The sequence below is a fragment of the Streptococcus australis genome (assembly GCF_015553625.1).
In the GTDB taxonomy this organism is placed as follows: Bacteria; Bacillota; Bacilli; order Lactobacillales; family Streptococcaceae; genus Streptococcus; species Streptococcus australis_B.
The window spans coordinates 120,649-141,138 of sequence record NZ_JADNGY010000002.1; the positions used below are offsets into that span (position 1 = coordinate 120,649).

Genomic DNA, 20,490 nt, shown 5'->3' on the forward strand with positions numbered 1-20,490 from the left:
GCCAACTGGCGTTTTTAGAGTTATTAAGGCTTGATACGGTGCAACATACGTGGGAATGGAATAGCTTCACGGATATGTTTTGTTCCAGCTGCGAAGGTTACCATACGCTCGATACCAATACCAAATCCACCGTGTGGTACGGTACCGTATTTACGTAGGTCAAGGTAGAATTCGTATTCTGTACGATCCATACCAAGTGATTCCATCTTAGCGACAAGAGCATCGTAGTCTTCCTCACGCATTGAACCACCGATGATTTCTCCGTAACCTTCTGGTGCAAGCAAATCTGCACAAAGCACGCGATCTGGATTACCAGGAACTGGTTTCATGTAGAAGGCCTTGATAGCTGCTGGGTAGTTGATTACGAAGGTTGGCACACCAAAGTGGTTTGAAATCCAAGTTTCGTGTGGAGAACCAAAGTCATCACCATGCTCAAGATGCTCGTAGTCAGCATCTTCATCATTTTCATGCTCTTGCAAGAGATCAATGGCTTCATCGTAAGTAATACGTTTGAACGGCTCAGCAATATAGCGTTTCAAGAGCTCTGTATCACGTTCCAAAGTTTCCAAGGCTTGAGGAGCACGATCCAGAACACCTTGAAGCAACGCTTTAACATAAGCTTCTTGCAAGTCAAGTGACTCGTCGTGTGTCAAGTATGAATACTCCGCATCCATCATCCAGAACTCTGTCAAGTGACGGCGAGTCTTAGATTTCTCTGCACGGAATACTGGACCAAAGTCAAAGACGCGACCAAGGGCCATAGCTCCAGCTTCAAGGTAAAGCTGACCAGATTGGCTCAAGTATGCTGGTGTACCAAAGTAGTCTGTTTCGAAAAGTTCTGTAGAATCTTCAGCTGCATTTCCTGAAAGGATTGGGCTATCAAATTTCATGAAGCCGTTCTTGTCAAAGAACTCATAAGTTGCATAGATAATAGCGTTACGGATTTGCATAACAGCGACTTGTTTGCGTGAACGCAACCACAAGTGACGGTTATCCATCAAGAAGTCTGTCCCGTGCTCTTTTGGAGTGATTGGGTAATCTTGAGATTCACCGATGACTTCAATGTCTGTAATATCGAGCTCATAACCAAATTTAGAACGCTCGTCTTCTTTGACAATCCCAGTCACAAAGACAGACGTTTCCTGGCTCAAGCGTTTGATGGTATCAAATTTTTCAAGCCCCACTTCTTCACCAAATTTTTCGATAAAGTTTGGTTTGAAAGCTACACCTTGGAAGAAGGCAGTCCCGTCACGCAATTGCAAGAAGGCAATTTTCCCTTTTCCTGATTTATTCGCCACCCAAGCACCGATAGTCACTTCTTGACCGACATAGTCTTTTACTTCGATGATGGTAATCCGTTTTGTCATAATACATCTTCCTTTTCTCATTGTACTTGTCCGAAGACATGGTCACCTTTCATTTTACCACAAATAAGAGCCGATAGCTATCTCTCACAATCTAAAAATCCGGCTTTTTTAACGAAAACAGACTTTTTTTAAAAAAAGTAAATTAACTTTCTCAAATTCTTGAACCGATTTAAATATTTCATCCTATATTTTGATTATTCAAAGGAAAATCCTGTTATTTTAACCTTTCTAGCAGACATTTTTGACAAGCAAAAAGCTTGCAAGTTATACTATCAGTATGTATAAGGAGGAAAATATGAAAAAGAAACTTCAACTCACTACGGGATTGTGTGCAGCTGTTTTAGCCCTCAGTCTCGCAACAACCACTTTTGCGGATGAGCAGACAGCACCTGTCACTGCTCCTATCTCTGAACGACAAGATACGGTTGCTCCTGTCTCAGTAGATACAGATGGTTCAGCTGCTGCCGTTTCCGACCAAGCACTAGCGCCACTTCCTAGCGAAGAAACAACTAGCTCAACAGTTGAGGAAGCAACTCCAGCTCCTGCTGAGACTCCAGTGGATCCACGAATCTCTGAAATCCGTGTGATCCATCGTCGTCGGACTCTTAAACCAGACTATTATCCAGTCGCTACTTCAACAGATGTCGTCTACAAAACAGTTGAAGCCCATGCTTTTACTGAATATGACGTCTCTGGGAATGGTCCAGCAACAGTTACAGACGAAAACGGAAAAACATGGTACCGAGTGAGATATTCTGATCTTGGCATCAAAGATGGTTTCCATTACAATAGCGCTCCTGAAAAAGGGACTACTACAGCACCAGTCATTGAAGTCATTCATCTCTATGACGATATTGATTTGAATCCAGATGTTATTAAACGAGCTCGTTATGTAGATGAAAATGGACAAGAAATTGCGCCTGCACAAGAAAACAGCGTTGAGCGTAGCCTTGATCTGGCTTATGAAGCTGGTCTTCCAACAGCACCCGCTCAGATCCAAGCTAATGGAAAAACATATGTCTACCAATCTGCTAACAAAGAAGAATTAACCTCCCACAAACTTCATGTTTCTAACTTGGTGACTGTGACCTATTTCTATAAAGAAATCACTACACCTGTTGTTGAAAAACCTGTGACTCCTTCTGTTCCAGAAAAACCTAGTCAAAAACTTCGTCTTCCAAAAGGAAATAAGGGAGTGAAAACACGTGTACCGGTTAGCAAGAAGACTCAATCAAAACCTTCTAGTCCAGAAGTGAAAAAGTTCCGCCTTCCAAAAGGGAACAATGGGGTTAAGACCCGTGTAGCTGTGAAAAAAGGAAGCACAATTCTTTCTGTTGATTACTTATAATTCTATAGAAAAAAACCTTGGTCAACTCAACCAAGGTTCTTTTCTTTTAATTTTCCATAAATTGATGCAAGCGACGAACAGCTTCCTTTAGAGTCTCCAGGTCAGTAGCATAGCTAAGACGGACATTTTCTGGAGCTCCAAATCCAGCACCTGTAATAAGGGCAACCCCTACTTCTTCCAGAATAGCAGTTGCAAACTCTGTCACATCTGAATAGCCCTTCATCTCCATGGCTTTTGTGACATTAGGGAAGAGATAGAAGGCTCCCTGGGGCTTGATCACATCAAAGCCAGGAACTTCACACAGGAGAGGATATATAGTATTCAAGCGCTCCTCAAAGGCTTGACGCATGACTTCTACAGAGTCTTGCGGACCAGTTAGAGCTTCGATTGTTGCGTACTGTGAAACAGCTGTCAGGTTCGAAGTTGTCTGACCAGTCAATTTACTCATGGCTGCGATAATCTCTGGGTCACCAACCGCATAGCCAACCCGCCAACCAGTCATGGCATAGGCTTTAGAAACTCCATTAATCACAATCGTTTGTTTGCGGATAGCTTCGGATAAGCTTGAGATTGGAACGAACTCATTCCCGTTATAAACCAGGCGACCATAGATATCATCTGCAAGGATAAGAATATCATGCTCTACAGCCCAATTTCCAATCGCTAAGAGTTCTTCTTTGCTATAAATCATTCCAGTCGGATTAGATGGTGAGTTCAAAACCAAGACCTTAGTCTTTTCTGTTCTAGCCTCTTCTAATTGCTCCACTGTGACTTTAAAGTTATTGGCTTGAGTTCCTTTCACATAAACAGGAACACCTTCTGCCATCAGAACTTGGTCCCCGTAACTAACCCAGTAGGGGGTCGGAATGAGCACTTCATCGCCAGGATCGACCACAGCCATAAAGAAGGTATAAAGTGAGAACTTAGCACCTGTCGCGAAGGTAACTTGGTTGGGTGATACTGAATATCCATAGTAGCGTTCGAAATAGGTATTGACTGCAGCCTTTAATGCAGGCAAACCGGAAGCAACCGTATAAAAGGAAGCACGCCCATCTCGAATGGCTTCAACTGCAACATCTTGAATGTTCTCTGGAGTGTGAAAGTCAGGCTGGCCCAAAGTTAGAAAGAGGACATCTTTCCCTTCTGCCTTTAGTTTTTTCGCTTTGGCGTCACTTGCCAGGGTGACACTTTCTTCCATCTTTAATACACGATCAGAAATTTTCATACCTTACCTACTTTCTATCTGGGACCCCTATCGGACCTATCCTACTTAGACTTAGATTCTACCAGAAACTGGCTACAATACCTATATTATACACCATACATCTGACTTGGAGCAAGATTTTACTAAGGCTTGCAAAGAAACTTTACTACTTCTTACTATTCGACGGGAAAATTATTTGAGGTTAAAGTTAACAGACCGATTTCTTCTGTTCATAATTCCCTTACCTTGTCACCCACCTGTAATCTATTTGATATTAAGGCTTAATAGCGTCTAATACTATTTATTGCTAAAATGATACTATGAAGAATTTAGAGAAACTATTTGAAGAAGCCCAAACAGAATTAAAAACCATGATTGTCTTTCACAAGGCAGAACGGACTTTTCGTGCAGCAGAGTCCCATGTCTTTAAGGATCATCAGTTGACCCCTACTCAGTTTTCCGTTTTGGAAACCTTGTACAGTAAGGGGGATCTCCGTATCCAAAACCTGATTGACAGTATTTTAGCGACCTCTGGAAATATGACCGTCGTAATTCGAAATATGGTGCGTGATGGATGGATCAAGCGGGAAACCGATCCAGACGACCGTCGTGCCTGTATTGTTTCTTTGACAGAAAAGGGCCGAAAAAAAATTATCGAAGTTCTTCCTGATCATATCCGAAATGTTCAAAAAGTCATGAGTGTCTTTAGCGAAGAAGAGCACAAACAACTGCAAACTCTTCTGAAGAAGTTAAAGGGCTCCCACTAAATTCTATCCATTCCTTCAGCTGTGTTCATCGCCAACTTCCTTTAGTAGCGAGCTAGGAACACAGCTTTTTGATTCTCAAAAACAAAATGTACTAGTCACTGTTGACTAGTACATGAGATTAGAGGTAAGGTCCTCTTAAAAACTTTCCTTAGGTGAGTTCGGACGCCAGCGAACTTCTTCAAAGTTCCATGACTAAATCAAGATACTAAGGGCGTCTGCGGATAAAGTCAAAATAGGAAGTTTGACGCAGAATCTTTAGATTCTAGGAAGACTTATCTTTTTGACACAATCCGCAGCCCGTGTTCAATTTGTATTGAGCCTCTTCGCTCTTTAATTTCTTGGCTCAGGCTAAAACAGTTCCCCAAACTGTTTTACTCTCAATAATTCCGGGTGCCTGAAACATAATTGTTTCAGGCACTTTTCTCACGGCGGAAAGTTTTAGCTATGACTAAACAACTTAAATAAGTTCGTTTATTTAAATCAGATAGCTATTTTATGTAAAAAATAGTTTGAACACATTTTTAGGTACTAGCCAACAATGACTAGTACCTTCTATTTTACTCATATTTCACAAAGACTAATTGTTTTTCAGTCGATAACTCAGACTGGTATGCAAAGCCATTAAAGGTTAGCTGCTTCAAGTCTTCAACTGTCGTGACCTGCTTCTCGAGTAAAGCTGTCACAAAAGCCCCACGCGCTTTCTTAGATATGGTCGAATGAACCTTTAACTGACCATTCTTTTCTTCAAGAAATTTAAAGGTCACCATCCGATCTTGAATCTCCTTAGAAAAGACTGTCTCAAACTCACTGGAAAGTAAAGAAATAATGAGGTCTTCATCCTGAAGGGCTTGATCATAGCTGGCCTTCCAAAAAGCCTTTAAGGATTTCCCCTGGACCTTGAGCTTCATTAGAAAGTCCAAACGATGGGGAGCAATCGTAGCAAGGGCTGGAATCACCCCATAAAGAGCTGAGGTGATCAAGAGGTGTTCTTTTACGTAAGCTTCTTCTGCTTCTGTCCAGTCTGTCCGGCGGATATTCCGATACATGAGGCCGTCGAAGAGCCTCAAAGCAGGGTAGGTCGAAGCCGATCCAGACAGGAGCGCCTGAATCCGTTGCTCCTCTTCGCTTGCTCGCTCTTCTGAAATCTTATAGAGAGAGGCTAACTCTTCTAGAGATAATGCAGCTAAGGCATGAATAACCTCTTGAGTTTCACTCGATACAGGACTCCCAGATCTTTGAGGGGTATCCAGATTCATTTCTTTTGCGGTTGGAATTAATAGTTTCATAGTGTTATTGTACCATATTTCATTTTCACTTGACATAAAATCGCCTTCATGCTATCATCTAGTTATCGAAACTAGGTATTAAAGAGGTAATAACTATTTTGTTTAACTACAACTATCCCAAGTGGGAAGAAATTCCAGAGATCGACCTCTATCTGGACCAAGTCCTCCTCTATGTTAATAAAGTCTGTTCGCCTTTTATTACCGAAACAGACAAGGGCTTGACGGCCTCCATGGTTAATAACTATGTCAAACACGGCTACTTGCCAAAACCAGATAAGAAGAAATACAAAAGACAACAGGTCGCACGCCTCATTGCTATTACAACCTTAAAAACAGTCTTTTCCATCCAGGAGATTGTAGCAACTTTGAATCTCTTGCAGAAGCAAGCCGATTCCGCAAACCTCTATAATAGTTTTGTAGACTTCCTACACGAGGAAAAAGAACCTTTAGCGCCTATTATCGAATCTGCCTGTCGTACTGTTCTGCTCTACCAAGAAACCCTATCCTATATCCATGTTCGTTCAGAGGAGGAAAATGAAAGTGAATTATGCCAGTAAACTAAGCAAGCGCCTGTCTTTTGGAGAGGAAGTCGCAAATAGTGTCACCCATGCAGTCGGTGCCGTTTTGATGCTCTTTCTTCTACCAACTTCTGCCATCTATAGTTATGAAACACACGGAACCCTTGCAGCTATCGGGACTTCGATTTTTGTCATCAGTCTCTTTCTCATGTTTCTCTCATCGACCATCTACCATGCCATGGCCTATGACTCTCCTCAGAAGTACGTCCTTCGAATTATCGATCACTCCATGATCTATATTGCTATTGCAGGAAGCTATACGCCTGTCGTTCTTTCTCTCATGAATAACTGGTTTGGTTATGCCATTATTCTGATTCAATGGGGGACGACCATCTTTGGGATTCTCTACAAGATTTTTGCTAAGAAGGTGAATGAAAAATTCAGCCTAGCTCTCTATTTGATTATGGGATGGTTGGTGATTTTTATCATTCCTCAGATCATCAGCCAGACAAGTCCAACCTTCTGGGGCTTAATGCTGATGGGGGGCCTATGCTACACAGTTGGAGCTGGATTTTACGCCAAAAAGAAACCCTATTTCCATATGATTTGGCATCTCTTCATTCTAGCTGCTTCTGCTCTGCAATATATCGCGATTGTGTACGTCATGTAAGACACGAGGCTAGGACAAAAGTCCTAGCCTCTTAATTTTCTTTGGATTGTCGAGCAAGTCGCAGTGGTTGAGTGGGCTCTACTAGGCTGATTTTATCAGCTGTTACAGCCCTACTCAACTGTGCGGAGGTGGGACGACGAAATCGAATTCTAACGAATGACCGATTTCTGTTCCACTCTCTTTTAGTTGCTTTTTTACCTCAAATTGACTACAATAAAGAAAAATTGTACGGGGACAGTTATGACGACCAAATACCAAAAGATTATTACAATATTAAAAAACCAGATTGATCAGGGGATCCTAAAAACCGGAGACCGCCTGCCTTCTGTTCGCCAACTGGCCAGTCAGTATGCCTGTAGCAAGGACACTGTCCAACGGGCCTTGCTCGAGCTCAACTATAAAAACTACATCTATGCCAAGCCCCAAAGTGGCTATTATGTCTTGGAGGAAGAGACTGGAAAACATACCGATCTGCCTCTACGCCTCAAGGAAGATCGCTTCCAGGCCTTTGAAGACTTTCGGACTTGTATCAATGAAACCTTGGTAGGTCGTGACAATTACCTCTTCAACTACTATGAAAAGCAGGAAGGGCTAGTCGATCTCCGTCAGTCTATTGCCACCCTTCTTCGAGAAGATGCGATATACACCCAGGAGCAACAAATCATTATTACCTCAGGAACCCAGCAGGCCCTCTACCTCTTAAGCCAGGTTGCCTTTCCCAACCAAAAAGAAGAAATCCTTGTAGAGCAACCAACCTACTACCGCATCAACAAGTTAATTCAGGACCGAGACTTGCCATACCAAAGCATCAATCGCTTGCCTCATGGTATTGATTTTGACCAACTGGAAGCTATCTTCAAAACTGGCAAGATCAAATTTTTCTATACCATTCCGCGTCACCATTACCCGCTAGGAAATAGTTATAGCAAGCAAGAGAAGGAACAGATACTAGCCTTAGCGGACCTCTATGATGTCTACATTGTCGAGGACGATTACCTGGGGGATTATGATCCATATTTCTCTCCTAGCTTTCATTACCTGGATGCCTCTGACCGGGTCATCTACATCAAGTCCTTTTCTACCAGCCTCTTTTCTGCCCTTCGGATCACTTCTATGGTCCTGCCCCAAGCCCTCCTTGCTCCTGTCTTAAAACTAAAAGGAACACTTGACTACGAAAGTAACTTGGTCATGCAGAAGGCTTTGAGCCTCTATATTGATAATGGCATGTTTGCCAAAAACAAAAGGCTCCTTCACCAACAGCAAGTCATCCAAAAAGAGCAAGCTGCTTCCATTCTCCACCACCATTCCCTGTCCATCCCCGCTTGGCCTGTTATTGGAGGAGTCTTGCTAGATTTGAGACAAGTTCCTTCTGTCGCACGACTAAAGCATAGCGGTCTCCCTCTTCACTTCTTTGAATCAGCCTATATCCAAACTTGTCCCTATGCCTTTGCCCGTATTAATCAGGACAAACTGGAAGATGTATTGGTAAAGATCCAAGCTTATCTGTGATGTATTCTCAGCCGATTATCTCATGATTTATTTTTATATATAAAACTATGTTACGAAAATATTTCATTTATTACAAAAAAACTTGATATCTGTAACAATAGGAGTATAATCTAAGTCAGAAAGATATAGAGGTGATCTTATGAAACGATCTATTATTCGTTGGACTGCAGCCTCTCTTGCGGCTGCATCACTTGGACTTGCTTTGGGAGGATGTGGCACAAAAACAAAAACTACTGCTTCATCCGAAAAAGCTTCTAGCTCAAAAGTTGAGAAAAAACCAAAAGCTAGTTTGAACAAGAAAACGACAGTTTCTTCTTCTCAGACAAAAGAAGGGGTCGATTCTTCAAATCAGGGAAGTAGTACACCCGCTTCATCTGAAGCAAGTAAGGCGGGAGATACCGCTTCAACTAATCAAACTGTCGTTCCTGCAGATCTTGTCGGTACTTGGGTAGGCTCTAGTCCTCAAGCAGATAGCATCAAAATGACTGTTGAAGCCAATGGTGATATCACAACTGTTGTGAGCTTTAAAAATGATAGTGAACCAACCCGCACAGCTACCTATACTTCAAAAGCTATTCAAGCATCTGGGAATGTTTATTACTGGGATTCAGAAGGACTAAATGGTGCAGATGCACTACTTCCCGGTATTACCGGTTTAGGAGTTGCAAATTTCCGTTTCAAACCAGGATTTATCCTAGAGGAAGGACATTATACTCCAATAGCCTTCACTACTGATATCAACACAGATTTTGACTACAATAATTATAGAGATTTCCATTTCTCATTGACCAAAGAACAATAGGATAGGAAATTCTTAACGATAAAAGAGGCTAGGACTTCTGTCCTAGCCTCTTTATATCTTTCATTCACTTTTACTTATGAGTGGCTTAACCCTTTACTTCTTGGTCAAGGACCAGCTCTTTCCTACAAGCTCAAAGAGTAGATCGTCCTCTACTCGTCCATCCAAGGGGATGCTAATCCAGTATTTCTTGTTCATATGATAGGCTGGATAGAAAGGACGTTCTTCTAAGAGTTGGCTGACATGGTCCAGTTTAAGATTTAGAACCTCAATCTTCCCCTCTTGCCTCGCATCTAGCTTGGACCAGTCTATCTTGATTAAGACACCAAACCATTTGAGATCTTTTTGATGACGAAAGACACCCGAGTCTGGTGAGCGGTCCCAGAGGTATTCAATGGGCCGGTCATATTTCTGGCTGATCCAATCCACCAAGCGCTTGGTCTGAGGGTATAGAAAGTCTTTGACAGCAAAACAGGAGCTTCTGATGTCTTCTAAGACTTGCTGGCAAGCTTCTCTAACTTGACCCACATATTGACCTACCATCTGGTCCATATGCAATTGCACATAGTCATCACCTGTCTCTTGATCCACCAACCAAAAATGCACTTGCTTACCTTGGACAGTCACATAGAGCTTGAAATCTCCATCTAGGATTAGTTGTTGATAGTGAAACTTCTCTCCCTGCTTTGAAAATCCATAAGCCAGGGCTTTTTCTTTATCTATACTATATTTCTCAAAATAATCTGGTAAAAACACTGGTCTACTCCTTTTCCTCCAGTATACCAAAAAGAAGCAAAAAATGAGCTGAGAATGGTTCTCAACTCATATGGATTTAAAAGACAACGCGAGTTCCATGAACCTGATCCACCCCCGGAACATCAAGGAAAAGCTGTCGATTCTCCAAAGAGATACCACCACCTGCCAAGATTTCCAACTGGCCATCCGCTAGGTCTGCATACTCTTCATACCGTTTCAAACGTTGGTCTAAATCGGTATCTGGACTTCCAGCTCTCGTTAATAGTCGCGTCACGCCCTCTTTCTTCATCCATTCAATCGTCGACGCTTGATCTTCTAAAGGAATCTGGTCAAATGCCATATGCATGGTCAACTCGAAGCCTTGACTGGCTTCGATGAAACCCAGCATGGCGGCTTTATCCAGCTGATTGTCTGCAGTTAAGACCCCAATAGCCAAGCCATCAACACCCAAGTCACGAGCAACTTTCCAGTCTTCTAACATGATGTCTAGCTCTTGCTTAGAATAAACGAAGTCTCCACCTCGCGGACGGATCATGACGATAACCTTGGCCTGATAGTCTTTAGCAATCCTAACAGCTTCTTTAATCACCGCATAGCTTGGAGTCGTACCTCCAACCGCTAAGTTATCACATAATTCTACACGACGTGCTCCTGCTTGAAAAGCCTTCTCTAACAGAGTTATGTTCTCTGCACAAAATTCATATAGTGGCATCCTAAATCTCCCTGTATTTGAAATCGGTTTCTTGTTCTACCTTACTCTTTTTTAAAGGCTTTGTCAATTAGAAAAACCATCGGCCTCATCAGAAACCAATGGTTGATTCTTAATAAGAAATTGGAACAATAATTTGTAGAAGCATGTTCCCTTTTTCGACCTTGGCAGAATGGATTTGATACCCACTTGTCGGCAAGGTCAGTTGAATGTGATTCCCTGTCATAGTAGCTCCTGTTCCCTCTTGGTTAACTTTTTCTGCAATCTTTGAAGCGACCAAGCTACGTGGAATCGGCAGATGACCTAGTCGAGCCCGTTCTAAGTTCAAGGTCAATTGCTGATCCGTCACACTCGTTGTAAAGTCCATACTCACCATGGTTTCAACCGGTCCTAATTCAATTGGAACTTGAACATTGACATACTCTCCATTCATAGAGACCGCTGTATTGAGTATAGTTTCATCCGTCATTTCCCCTGCCGTGGATTTAATAACTTGGCGCAATTGAGGAGAATTTAGTTGAAGCTCTGTTTGGAGCCCAGAAGCTGTCACGTTTGCTGTAGAGAGGCCTTCTTGAGCCAGGTCTACTAGGGATGTATTCACTGTCACATTTTTAAATTGCTCTTGAGTCGAAACCTTTGCCGGTATCAAGAAAACTGCTAAGACTATCACTAAGAGGAAAGTCAGTCCAATGAGTCGTTTAATCCATTTCCACATATGGTCACCTCTTTTCAATTTTATAAATAAGAGAAATCTTCTCTTCAATAAAGGTCCATTCTTTTTCAAAATATGACTTCTATTCTACCCTAATTTCTAAAAAAAAGCGACTCGAAGGAGCATAATCTAAATAAGAAAAGAGGCTGGACAAGGTCCCAACCTCTTGCTTTATCTTAATGGAATTGCATTCCACCATCCACGATGATGGTTTGTCCTGTAATGTAGTTTGAATCAGGACCAGCAAGGAAGCTAACCGCTGCAGCGACATCCTCTGGTTCAGAAAGACGTTTCAAAGTGATATCTTTCGCGAAGGTTTGCATACCCCATTCGTCGTCTTTACCTGCGTTCTTACCAACTTCATGAGCAACATTGAATTAAATAAGATAACTGCTGAATAACTGGTAGTTTTTATGACAAAATTCCTCGTGTATATATACTTTGAGGATTATTTCGTGCTACACTAATCATAAGAAAATCAAACAATAAGCTGATCAGAATAATGAAAGAATTCACGGATCAATTGAATAACTTACCTAAGCCAGTTCAATATGTAATTGCTATCATTATTTTCTTTTTAGCTTTCTACCTAACCTATAGCTTGTTCTAAGAAATGGAAAGTAACAATACTCATTAAAACAGCACCCTGGATTTATCCAGAGTGTATTTTATGTTCTAATTGCAATCAGAATAATTACATACTATAGTCATTAATAACTAACTATCTCTTTCTTCATTTTCTCTGATTTTCTTGATGATGCTTCCCATCTGAACACCACCATCTTTATAGTTTCTATAATAACGGCCAGCGCCATCTCCAATATAGCTGATCGGTGAGAAAGTATCGCTCTTGAAGCTACCATCTTCGTCAATCAAGTCTTCTTCTACTTCACGACGGGTTACTCGAGCGATAATATTGGTCAATGCTCCGCATTCTACAAATTCAACAACTTGGCATTCAATGGAAACTGGACAAGCCGTCACCATTGGGGCGTCTACTGTCTCCCCAATTGTATAATCTAGACCTGTAAGAGCAAACTTGTCCTTGCGGCTATTAAAACCAGCAATTTCAACCTCTGTTAAGAGCTCCTCGGTAGGGATATTCACGGTGAAGGAACCGTGTTTTTTAATTTCTGTGACGGCATTCCCTTTCGTTCTCATAGCGACCACCATCATACTTCCCAGAGTATAGGCTGAGCTAGAGGTCGAAATATTATAGCCATGTACCTCATCCTTGTATCCTAAGAAAAATATAGGAAATCCAAAATATAATTTACGTGTTTCGAATGTTTGTTTCACACATTTCTCCTTTTTATTGCTTCTTGTTTCCTTGGAAGATCAGGTCGCTCCTGCTACATCCTGAAGTTCGCGGGTAAATTGACCATTTTCTAAGATCAGGGTGCGATCACAAATGGCCCGGCACAATTGCTCATCATGTGCGATGAAGATAAAGGTATTCTGATACTTACCATGAATCTTATAAAGCAATTGTAAAATCTGAACCTGGGTTTTGGGATCTAAACCACTGAGGGATTCATCAAAAATAATGATATCTGGGTTTAGGAGCAAGGTTCTGGCAATACAAACTCTCTGCAGCTGGCCACCACTTAATTCTCTTGCTCTTTTTTCTAGTACTTCTGATGGTAGACCGACCTCTTTTAAAACAGTGTGGACCTGATCCATCGGAAAATCCTTGGGAAGAGCTTCTAACAAGATTTCTTGAACACTAAATCGTGGATTCACTGCGTGAAAAGAATCTTGGAAAACAACTAAGATGCGAACGCCATCCTCTTTGATGGAATAGGTTTTACCATCTAAGAGAACCTGGCCTTGAGTTGGCTTTTCAATTCCTAAGATGACTCTTGCCAGGGTGGACTTGCCACTCCCACTTTCTCCCATAATTCCGACAATTTCACCTTTTTTTATGGATAGATTACAATGGTCTAATACAGTTTTTCCTTGATAGTTGACCGTAATATCTTTACATTCCAGCATTATTTCTGATCACCTGCTTCAAATCTTGTTCTAAGAATAATTCCTTGGTATAGCTTTCTTTTGGAGCTGTCAAAAGATCCTCAGTTTTGCCAAATTCAACTACCTTCCCCTTCTCCATGACCAACATATTGCCTCCGAGTTCCTTCGCCAAATAATAGTCATGGGTAACAGTAATAACCGTCTTGTGCTGAGCCAGTAAGACTTTGATCAAACTAAGAATCATCTCACGGTTCACACGATCGACTGCTGAGGTTGGTTCGTCGAGTATAATCGTTTCTGGATCTAGACATAAGATAATGCCTAACATAATCCGTTGGAGCATACCTCCACTCAGTTCAAAGGAATATTGATGGAGAACCGCTTCCGGATTTGCGATCCGAACCTTTTCTAAAACGTCGAGAGCTTTCTTGTGGCATTCACTTTTGGAAAGAGTTGAATGACTTTTTATGGTTTCATAGAAATGCGTCCAAATCGTTTGAAAGGGATTAAACATAGACATGGGATTTTGAACCAAGTAGGCGATCTTCTGCCCTCTAAAGGCGTTCCAGTCTTTGTCTGAAAAAGAATCGAGATGGAGATCTCCATAATGAATCGATCCGGTCTGTTTCATGTTCCGAGGAATAATCCCTATTAAAGCCTTGGTTAAGAGAGTTTTCCCTGATCCACTTTCTCCCACCACTAATAGGGATTCTCCTAAGGGATGGGTGAAAGAAACCCGATCTAGACGAGACTCCTCCTGATCTACAAGAGAAAGATCTTTAATGATGAATGATGCCATTCTTCTCTCCTTTCTCTTCGATATATTCACCAAATAGGTTAAAAGAAATAACGGTTAAAAAGATAGCTAAGCCAGGTGCGATCATCATCCAAGGTGCAACTCGGAAATATGCACGCGCATCATGTAGCATTAAACCCCACTCCGAAACATTTGGTTGAACACCAATTCCTAAGAAAGAAAATCCAGAAATCATCAGAATGATATTCCCGATGTTCATGAGAAGGATCACCAGTACTGGCTTGTAGATAAAAGGCAAAATATGCTTTTTGAGGATATGAAATGATCCCATTCCCATGATCTGAGCACTAATCACATAGGGCTCTTGTTTGGTAGAAATAACCAGATTTGTCACAATCCTTGCATAGTAGATCCATTCGATAATGACAATGGCAATGATCATATTGCTCATCCCTTGTCCTAGAATTCCAACAGTAGCTAGGGAGAGAAGAAAACTCGGGAAGGCCATCAAGACGTTGGTAAACCAAAGAAAGGCTCCTTCCAATTTTCCCTGATACCACCCTACAACCAAGCCTACGATAAAGCCAGTCACTACTTCCAAGATGCTAATCGCAACAGCTAAGAATAAGGAATAGCGTGCCCCGTACAAGAGTCTAGAGAAAACATCCCTTCCCAATTGGTCTGTTCCTAAAAGATGTTGAGAACTCGGACTTAGGAGCTTATTGGAAACATCCACATACTGAGGATCATAAGGCGCTATAAAGGAGGCAAACAAAGCAAGAAAAAGCAAGAGACCTAATATGAAAATAGAAAACATCACACTTTTTTTCACGAACTATCTCCTCTCTTCCTTACTCGTGGGTCTATCCAGTGGTTGACAGCTTGCATCACACCGTTGTTCAATAAGAATAGCAAGCCAAATAACATCATACATCCCTGAATTAAGGGAGTATCGATCGATCGAATCGCCTCTACAAACAAACTCCCTAATCCATTCCAAGCGAAGACTTCTTCAACAATCAAGGAACCGGTCATTAAATAAACAAAGGTTAGACTTAAGCCAGTCGCAATGGAGGGCAAAGCATTTCGAAGAATATGATTGGGTAAAAGATAGCGTAGTTTAACCCCTCTCATGCGCGCATTCTCAACATGAGGACTTTCAAGCTGGGTCGATACGGCTTTTCGCACCAAGGCAATATATTGGCCAATCAGTGAAAAGCTTAAAGTGATGCTTGGTAAGACGATGCTTAAAGGTTCATTTTTACCCGATACAGGCAATAAGCCTAATTTCACAGAAAAAATAAAAATCAACATGTACCCTAACCAAAAGGCAGGCATGGATACTGAGCTAAAAGCAAGGAACCGAATACATTTGTCAAAGAAGGAATTGGTCTTCAAACCACTGATAACCCCAATGGGAATAGAAACGACAATAATCAGAATAAAGGATGTCACTCCTAAATAAAAAGTAGACAGGAAGCGACTAGCAATTAAACTGACAACTGATTCCTTCAGTAAATAAGAGGTCCCAAAATCCAAGTGAAGGACCTTAACAAACCAAGAAAAATACTGTTCAATCCAGGATTTATCCAAGCCCAAATAGCTTCTAGCATTTTCAAGAGCTGCAGGGGTGATCGGCAAATGCCGGATTCGAAGATAATTTTCTGCTGGATCCTGCGATGTAAATTTGGTCAGGATAAAGGTGATAATGGAGATAACAAGTAAACCACTTATAAAACTAATAATTTTTTTAAAAATAGCTTTCATATCATATAAACTTAGATCCTAAAAACAATGTGACCCGGTTTAAAAGATCCACAAAAGATCCTTTAAACCGGAAGTCCCCTAACAAAGTGAAAGGAGGATCACTTTAAATGAGGCCACATTGTTTCCTTCAGTCAAGATCTTTTACTTATTTGTTCACTTTTTCAATGTAGCGAACTGGAAGGGCATTTTCTTCTGGAGCGAAACGAACATTTTTCAACTCACCTGTACGATAAACAGAGACAACTGATTGGTAAGTCAATGGGATATACACCGCTTCTTCATGGAGCAAGGTCAAAGCTTTCTTATAGCCAGCATCTACTTTTTCTTCATTAGCTTCTGTTAAGGTTTGTTTGATGGTTTCATCCAATTCTTTCTTGATTGGAAGTGCTTCAAGGGAAACATTTTCTGGGTGACCATGAGCAGACTCAGCTGTCAAAGCTGTCATCCAAGCGTGAGGATCCCATGGTGCTCCCCAAGAGAAGGTGAGCATCATATCAAAGTTTCCTGTTTTCGCATTTTCCCAATAATCATCTTCTTCCATAGCTGTCAATTTGACTTCGACACCAATTTTCTTCAATTCGCCTTGGAAATATTCAGCTAGGTCTTTATCAGTTGCTTTGGTAGAAATGTAAGGGAAATTCAATTCCATCTTCTTGCCATCTTTTTCACGGATGCCATCAGAACCCATCTTCCAACCAGCAGCATCCAACATTTTTTCTGCTTCTTTCTTATCAAATTTATATGGTGTTAATCCAGCATCTGAGTGAGGAGTTGATTTAGAGAAGATGGTGTCAGCAGGAGTTTCTGTCCCCATGAACAATTTCTCTGCAATTTCTTTTTTGTTAATCGCGTGGTTAATAGCCTTCCGAACATTCTTATCTTTGAAGATATCTTGTTTGGCATTCAAAAGTAACAAACGAGAAGACATTGGTTGCGAAACATCCGTTGTATATTTCTTATCTTTCTTGTATTGAGCGAAGGTATTTAAACCAATCACACCATTTCCATACAGCAAATCTACTTTACCAGATTCAAATTCTAGTGCGCGTGTTTGAGCATCAGGAATAATCTTGATGGTCACTTCTTTCAGTTTTGGTTTTTCACCCCAGTAGTTTTCGTTACGTGCGAAGGTAATGTATTCGTTCGATTTCTTTTCTTTGACCACCCATTGACCAGTACCGATTGAAGATTTCAACTTGTTTTTGGTCGTATCATCACCATCTGGGAAGCTGGCATCTGCGATGAAACGAATTGGACGAATCATAGAAAGATCGTAAAGTGTGGCACTGTAAGGTTCTTTCAGGGTAATTTCAAAAGTGTGATCATCGACAACTTTGTAGCTATCCAAGACATTGGTAAAGTTAAACCATTCATGATTTCCTTTGTTTTCTTTTGAGAAGATCGTATCGAAATTCCGCTTTACATTGGCTGCGTTGAAATCAGAGCCATCTGAGAATTTCGCTTTTCTCAAATTGAAGGTATAGGTTTTCCCATCTTCACTTACTTTCCAGCTCTCTGCTAAGGCTGGCTCAATTTTCCCATTGTCTCCGTAACGAACAAGCCCTTCATAAACCAAATCTTGAATAACAAATTGATCTGGATTATACACGTGAGGATTGACATCTCCGAAGTCTTCTCCCCATGCAAGGGTGATCTTATCTTTTTCAGCACTACTATCTGCAGACTTGCCATTCTGCTGGCAGGCAGCTAAACACAAAACTGCTAAACTAGTAACAGCTAATTTCCAAAATTTCTTCATTATAAAAACCTCATGATTGATTATTTTTATTGACACTAGTATGTAAGGCATCTCCAAATTTTGTAACCAATAAAATGATCCCGATTAAGAAGATGCACGGGAAAGCGACGATCCAGGGAGCTTCCTGGATATAGGTTCGACCATCATTCATCATGGCTCCCCATTCTGGAGACGGAGGCTGCGCGCCTAGTCCAACAAAACTCAGGCCAGCAATCTCCATGATGATGGTTGAGACATTAAAGATCATGGTGGTGACAATTTGTGGAAATAGACTAGGAACATAGTAATGTTTGATGGTCTTCCAAAAACTATTTCCATACATTTTTGCTGACTGAATATAGAATTCATTTTTTAAACGCAGGGTCAGCGACCGCGTGATATAGGCATACTTGGTCCAAGCCGTTAAGCCAATGGCTATGACCGTTTGTTGCAAACCTACTCCTAATAGGCTCACAATAGCAATCACTAAGATTATGGATGGCAAGGACTGAAAAGTCGTAATGAACAAGAAAATAGCACGATCCAACTTACCGCCTATCAAGGCACTGGTCACTCCAATCAAGGAACCAACAAGGGTTACAAAGAGGAGGATCCCGACTGCAGGAACAATGGTTTGTACTCCACCACTCAGAGTTCGAGCAAATACAGACCGGCCCACAGCATCTGTACCAAACCATTCTTGACTATTGGGTGCTTGGAGGGCATTTTCTAAATGGACCTTGGTGATGCTGTCTCCTAAAAAGAAGGGAGACAGACAAGAAACCACTAGAACCAAGAGAAGGCAGCCAGCCAAGAGATAGAGGTTGCGGTGACTAACTTTTTTCATCACTTAGCCCCTCCATTTCCTTTAGGACTGACCTCTTTTTTAAAAAGAAGGAAGGGGGTTGGTTGCGATAGACGGGACTTCGGATTTAGCAACGTGATCAAGGCTTGGGTGGTAAAATTGACAAGCAATACCCCAAGTGTAATCACCAGAACAGCACCTTGGACCAGAGGATAATCCCGATTGACCACAACTGCAATCAGCATTTTTCCAATTCCTGGCCAAGAGAATAAATACTCTATGATAGCAACACCTCCTAACAAAGAACCCAGTGACAAACTCACCAATGTCAACAAAAAGGGAAGGGTATTATACAAGACATCCTTAAATAGAATGCGACCTTCCGGTATGCCACGTCCTCTGGCACCTTCTACTGCAGGTGACTGCAGCTCATCTATGAAGGCCGTTCTTAATTGAGGAATATAGCGCGTAGACATGGTCAGGGCCATGGTAGAAATCGGTAAAATTAACCCCCATTCATTTGCGGTTGACTGAATAGGAAACCAGCCAAGCTTGACCGAAAAGACAAGCATTAAGAGAATTCCAATGACAAAACTAGGAATGGCATTTAAAAATGCGCAAACTGTCATTATAAATCGATCCAGTCGACTACCGATATGATAGGCTGTATATATCGCGAGAGGAAGGGAAATGGCAAGCGTTGCTAACAAGATATGGATCCCTAGATAGATCGTATTTGGAAAGTAAAAGACCAATTGATCCCAAACTGGGGCTCCTGTATGGTAGCTGATCCCGAAATTCCCTTGAAGGATGTTTCCTAACCATCTCAGATATTGAAGGATAAAACTATCATTTAAGCCCATCTCAGCCCTTTTTATCTCTAGTAGTTCTTTGGTATAAGGAATTCCTTGCGCATTTAAGATACTTTCTGCAGGATCCCCTTTTGCCAAATAAACGAGTAAAAATGAAAGAAAGCTGACACAGAACAGAATCAAAACCATTTGAAACAGTAATTTGATGAAATATCTTATCATAGCTCCCTTCCTTCTTCCTGATATGGTTTCATCAACATTTTGGTGTAGTCCGATTGAGGATTTCGTAAAACGTCTGACATCACCCCTTTCTCTTGAATTTTTCCATCTTTTAATACCATGATTTCATCACAAAATTGGCTGACCAGCGCAATATCGTGTGAAATAAAGAGAAAAGATGTTTGGGAGCTATTCTGAATCTCTTGTAGAAGGTCCATCACTCCCTCTTGGACAGTCACGTCTAAGGCACTGGTGATCTCATCACAAATCAATAAGTCAGGCTGGACCAAGAGAGCTCTGGCTATAGCCATCCGTTGACATTCTCCGCCACTTAATTGGTGGGGAAACTGCTGCGCCAGATCCGGATGCAAGCCAACCCTTTCCAAGAGTTGGTGAATCTGCTCTTCCATCTCCTTCTTAGTCTTACAAATCTTAAAATTCTTACAAACCTCTTCTAAACTTGCTTGTAAGGTCCTTTTGGGATGAAAGGCTTCTTGGGGCTGTTGAGAAATGTATTGCACTTTTTTGTAAAACTCAAAGTCTGTATAAGTCGTCAGCGATTGTCCCAAGAACTGAATACTTCCCTCTTGCACATTCAGGAGTCGACTCAGAATTTTGGCAATGGTACTTTTACCCGAACCGGATTCTCCAACCAAACCAAGTCGATGCCCTTTTTCTAGCGTAAAGGAGACATCAAAAACACCAGTCTGATGATGAAGTGAATCATTATAATGATGAGTGAGATCTTTACATTCGAGTAAATAGGTCATTTG

General features: G+C 41.4%; 21 protein-coding genes and 1 pseudogene. 6 read left to right on the forward strand and 16 right to left on the reverse strand.

Annotated elements, in window-relative coordinates:
* Window positions 1–23 precede the first annotated feature (23 nt).
* Window positions 24–1,367 carry an asparagine--tRNA ligase gene (gene asnS / locus I2D56_RS02015; protein ID WP_120701873.1) on the reverse strand — a complete coding sequence of 448 codons (1,344 nt, stop codon included), beginning with the start codon at window positions 1,365–1,367 and terminating at the stop codon, window positions 24–26.
* A 295-nt stretch (window positions 1,368–1,662) separates the two neighbouring features.
* Here asnS and I2D56_RS02020 point away from each other — a divergent pair, with 295 nt between their 5' ends.
* Entirely contained in the window at window positions 1,663–2,715 is a 1,053-nt protein-coding gene (locus tag I2D56_RS02020; protein ID WP_195347859.1) for a cell surface protein, read from the forward strand.
* A 46-nt stretch (window positions 2,716–2,761) separates the two neighbouring features.
* On the opposite strand, the gene I2D56_RS02025 is transcribed toward I2D56_RS02020, so the two are convergent.
* Window positions 2,762–3,940: a pyridoxal phosphate-dependent aminotransferase gene (locus tag I2D56_RS02025; RefSeq protein ID WP_195347860.1), complete on the reverse strand. Its 1,179-nt coding sequence runs from the start codon at window positions 3,938–3,940 to the stop codon at window positions 2,762–2,764.
* Between the two features lie 299 nt (window positions 3,941–4,239).
* Between I2D56_RS02025 and I2D56_RS02030 the strand changes: the two genes are divergently transcribed.
* Window positions 4,240–4,686, forward strand: coding sequence for a MarR family winged helix-turn-helix transcriptional regulator (locus I2D56_RS02030; protein ID WP_023023420.1), 447 nt, complete (start codon window positions 4,240–4,242; stop codon window positions 4,684–4,686).
* Between the two features lie 557 nt (window positions 4,687–5,243).
* Here the strand turns inward: I2D56_RS02030 and yaaA are convergent.
* On the reverse strand, window positions 5,244–5,972 hold the full coding sequence (yaaA, locus tag I2D56_RS02035) for a peroxide stress protein YaaA (RefSeq protein WP_195347861.1): 729 nt from the start codon (window positions 5,970–5,972) through the stop codon (window positions 5,244–5,246).
* Window positions 5,973–6,070: 98 nt separating this feature from the next.
* Here yaaA and I2D56_RS02040 point away from each other — a divergent pair, with 98 nt between their 5' ends.
* From I2D56_RS02040 to I2D56_RS02055, 4 genes are all read left to right on the forward strand, one after another.
* Complete coding sequence (locus I2D56_RS02040; protein ID WP_229050162.1) at window positions 6,071–6,529, forward strand: DUF1836 domain-containing protein; 459 nt, start codon at window positions 6,071–6,073, stop codon at window positions 6,527–6,529.
* A complete protein-coding gene (trhA, locus tag I2D56_RS02045) occupies window positions 6,513–7,160 on the forward strand; it encodes a PAQR family membrane homeostasis protein TrhA (RefSeq protein ID WP_125374867.1) in 648 nt (215 codons plus the stop codon). Before I2D56_RS02040 ends, trhA begins: the two co-directional genes overlap by 17 nt.
* A 240-nt stretch (window positions 7,161–7,400) precedes the next feature.
* Window positions 7,401–8,669: a PLP-dependent aminotransferase family protein gene (locus tag I2D56_RS02050; protein ID WP_195347862.1), complete on the forward strand. Its 1,269-nt coding sequence runs from the start codon at window positions 7,401–7,403 to the stop codon at window positions 8,667–8,669.
* A gap of 139 nt (window positions 8,670–8,808) precedes the next feature.
* The gene (locus tag I2D56_RS02055; RefSeq protein ID WP_195347863.1) at window positions 8,809–9,471 is read left to right on the forward strand and encodes a hypothetical protein; all 663 of its coding nucleotides are present in this window, start codon (window positions 8,809–8,811) and stop codon (window positions 9,469–9,471) included.
* 93 nt (window positions 9,472–9,564) lie between these two features.
* Here I2D56_RS02055 and I2D56_RS02060 read toward each other — a convergent pair whose 3' ends face one another.
* From I2D56_RS02060 to I2D56_RS02120, 13 genes and pseudogenes are all read right to left on the reverse strand, one after another.
* A complete protein-coding gene (locus I2D56_RS02060; protein WP_195347864.1) occupies window positions 9,565–10,224 on the reverse strand; it encodes an MmcQ/YjbR family DNA-binding protein in 660 nt (219 codons plus the stop codon).
* A gap of 76 nt (window positions 10,225–10,300) precedes the next feature.
* The gene (locus I2D56_RS02065; protein WP_195347865.1) at window positions 10,301–10,936 is read right to left on the reverse strand and encodes a copper homeostasis protein CutC; all 636 of its coding nucleotides are present in this window, start codon (window positions 10,934–10,936) and stop codon (window positions 10,301–10,303) included.
* 109 nt (window positions 10,937–11,045) lie between these two features.
* Window positions 11,046–11,648, reverse strand: coding sequence for a hypothetical protein (locus tag I2D56_RS02070; RefSeq protein WP_195347866.1), 603 nt, complete (start codon window positions 11,646–11,648; stop codon window positions 11,046–11,048).
* A 173-nt stretch (window positions 11,649–11,821) separates the two neighbouring features.
* A pseudogene (locus I2D56_RS02075) lies at window positions 11,822–12,022 on the reverse strand (SDR family oxidoreductase); the annotation flags it as partial.
* A gap of 340 nt (window positions 12,023–12,362) precedes the next feature.
* Complete coding sequence (locus tag I2D56_RS02080) at window positions 12,363–12,944, reverse strand: flavin reductase family protein (protein ID WP_195347867.1); 582 nt, start codon at window positions 12,942–12,944, stop codon at window positions 12,363–12,365.
* A 39-nt stretch (window positions 12,945–12,983) separates the two neighbouring features.
* Entirely contained in the window at window positions 12,984–13,640 is a 657-nt protein-coding gene (locus I2D56_RS02085) for an ABC transporter ATP-binding protein (RefSeq protein WP_195347868.1), read from the reverse strand.
* Complete coding sequence (locus I2D56_RS02090; RefSeq protein WP_195213850.1) at window positions 13,627–14,418, reverse strand: ABC transporter ATP-binding protein; 792 nt, start codon at window positions 14,416–14,418, stop codon at window positions 13,627–13,629. The genes I2D56_RS02085 and I2D56_RS02090 overlap by 14 nt, the downstream gene beginning before the upstream one ends.
* A complete protein-coding gene (locus I2D56_RS02095; protein ID WP_229038985.1) occupies window positions 14,399–15,193 on the reverse strand; it encodes an ABC transporter permease subunit in 795 nt (264 codons plus the stop codon). The genes I2D56_RS02090 and I2D56_RS02095 overlap by 20 nt, the downstream gene beginning before the upstream one ends.
* 11 nt (window positions 15,194–15,204) lie before the next feature.
* A complete protein-coding gene (locus tag I2D56_RS02100) occupies window positions 15,205–16,143 on the reverse strand; it encodes an ABC transporter permease (RefSeq protein ID WP_123160322.1) in 939 nt (312 codons plus the stop codon).
* Between the two features lie 145 nt (window positions 16,144–16,288).
* Entirely contained in the window at window positions 16,289–17,902 is a 1,614-nt protein-coding gene (gene nikA, locus I2D56_RS02105) for a nickel ABC transporter substrate-binding protein (RefSeq protein ID WP_165852121.1), read from the reverse strand.
* A 10-nt stretch (window positions 17,903–17,912) separates the two neighbouring features.
* Entirely contained in the window at window positions 17,913–18,728 is an 816-nt protein-coding gene (locus tag I2D56_RS02110; RefSeq protein WP_195347869.1) for an ABC transporter permease, read from the reverse strand.
* Complete coding sequence (locus tag I2D56_RS02115; RefSeq protein WP_195347870.1) at window positions 18,728–19,720, reverse strand: ABC transporter permease; 993 nt, start codon at window positions 19,718–19,720, stop codon at window positions 18,728–18,730. Before I2D56_RS02115 ends, I2D56_RS02110 begins: the two co-directional genes overlap by 1 nt.
* The gene (locus I2D56_RS02120) at window positions 19,717–20,487 is read right to left on the reverse strand and encodes an ABC transporter ATP-binding protein (RefSeq protein WP_195347871.1); all 771 of its coding nucleotides are present in this window, start codon (window positions 20,485–20,487) and stop codon (window positions 19,717–19,719) included. Before I2D56_RS02120 ends, I2D56_RS02115 begins: the two co-directional genes overlap by 4 nt.
* Between the last annotated feature and the right edge of the window lie 3 nt (window positions 20,488–20,490).

What these genes read in the sequence shown, in the direction of transcription:
- asnS (WP_120701873.1), bottom strand. Translation starts at nt 1,367, where the DNA reads ATGACAAAACGGATTACCATCATCGAAGTAAAAGACTATGTCGGTCAA.
- I2D56_RS02020 (WP_195347859.1), top strand. Translation starts at nt 1,663, where the DNA reads ATGAAAAAGAAACTTCAACTCACTACGGGATTGTGTGCAGCTGTTTTA.
- I2D56_RS02025 (WP_195347860.1), bottom strand. Translation starts at nt 3,940, where the DNA reads ATGAAAATTTCTGATCGTGTATTAAAGATGGAAGAAAGTGTCACCCTG.
- I2D56_RS02030 (WP_023023420.1), top strand. Translation starts at nt 4,240, where the DNA reads ATGAAGAATTTAGAGAAACTATTTGAAGAAGCCCAAACAGAATTAAAA.
- yaaA (WP_195347861.1), bottom strand. Translation starts at nt 5,972, where the DNA reads ATGAAACTATTAATTCCAACCGCAAAAGAAATGAATCTGGATACCCCT.
- I2D56_RS02050 (WP_195347862.1), top strand. Translation starts at nt 7,401, where the DNA reads ATGACGACCAAATACCAAAAGATTATTACAATATTAAAAAACCAGATT.
- I2D56_RS02055 (WP_195347863.1), top strand. Translation starts at nt 8,809, where the DNA reads ATGAAACGATCTATTATTCGTTGGACTGCAGCCTCTCTTGCGGCTGCA.
- I2D56_RS02065 (WP_195347865.1), bottom strand. Translation starts at nt 10,936, where the DNA reads ATGCCACTATATGAATTTTGTGCAGAGAACATAACTCTGTTAGAGAAG.
- I2D56_RS02070 (WP_195347866.1), bottom strand. Translation starts at nt 11,648, where the DNA reads ATGTGGAAATGGATTAAACGACTCATTGGACTGACTTTCCTCTTAGTG.
- I2D56_RS02085 (WP_195347868.1), bottom strand. Translation starts at nt 13,640, where the DNA reads ATGCTGGAATGTAAAGATATTACGGTCAACTATCAAGGAAAAACTGTA.
- I2D56_RS02090 (WP_195213850.1), bottom strand. Translation starts at nt 14,418, where the DNA reads ATGGCATCATTCATCATTAAAGATCTTTCTCTTGTAGATCAGGAGGAG.
- I2D56_RS02095 (WP_229038985.1), bottom strand. Translation starts at nt 15,193, where the DNA reads ATGTTTTCTATTTTCATATTAGGTCTCTTGCTTTTTCTTGCTTTGTTT.
- I2D56_RS02100 (WP_123160322.1), bottom strand. Translation starts at nt 16,143, where the DNA reads ATGAAAGCTATTTTTAAAAAAATTATTAGTTTTATAAGTGGTTTACTT.
- nikA (WP_165852121.1), bottom strand. Translation starts at nt 17,902, where the DNA reads ATGAAGAAATTTTGGAAATTAGCTGTTACTAGTTTAGCAGTTTTGTGT.
- I2D56_RS02110 (WP_195347869.1), bottom strand. Translation starts at nt 18,728, where the DNA reads ATGAAAAAAGTTAGTCACCGCAACCTCTATCTCTTGGCTGGCTGCCTT.
- I2D56_RS02115 (WP_195347870.1), bottom strand. Translation starts at nt 19,720, where the DNA reads ATGATAAGATATTTCATCAAATTACTGTTTCAAATGGTTTTGATTCTG.
- I2D56_RS02120 (WP_195347871.1), bottom strand. Translation starts at nt 20,487, where the DNA reads ATGACCTATTTACTCGAATGTAAAGATCTCACTCATCATTATAATGAT.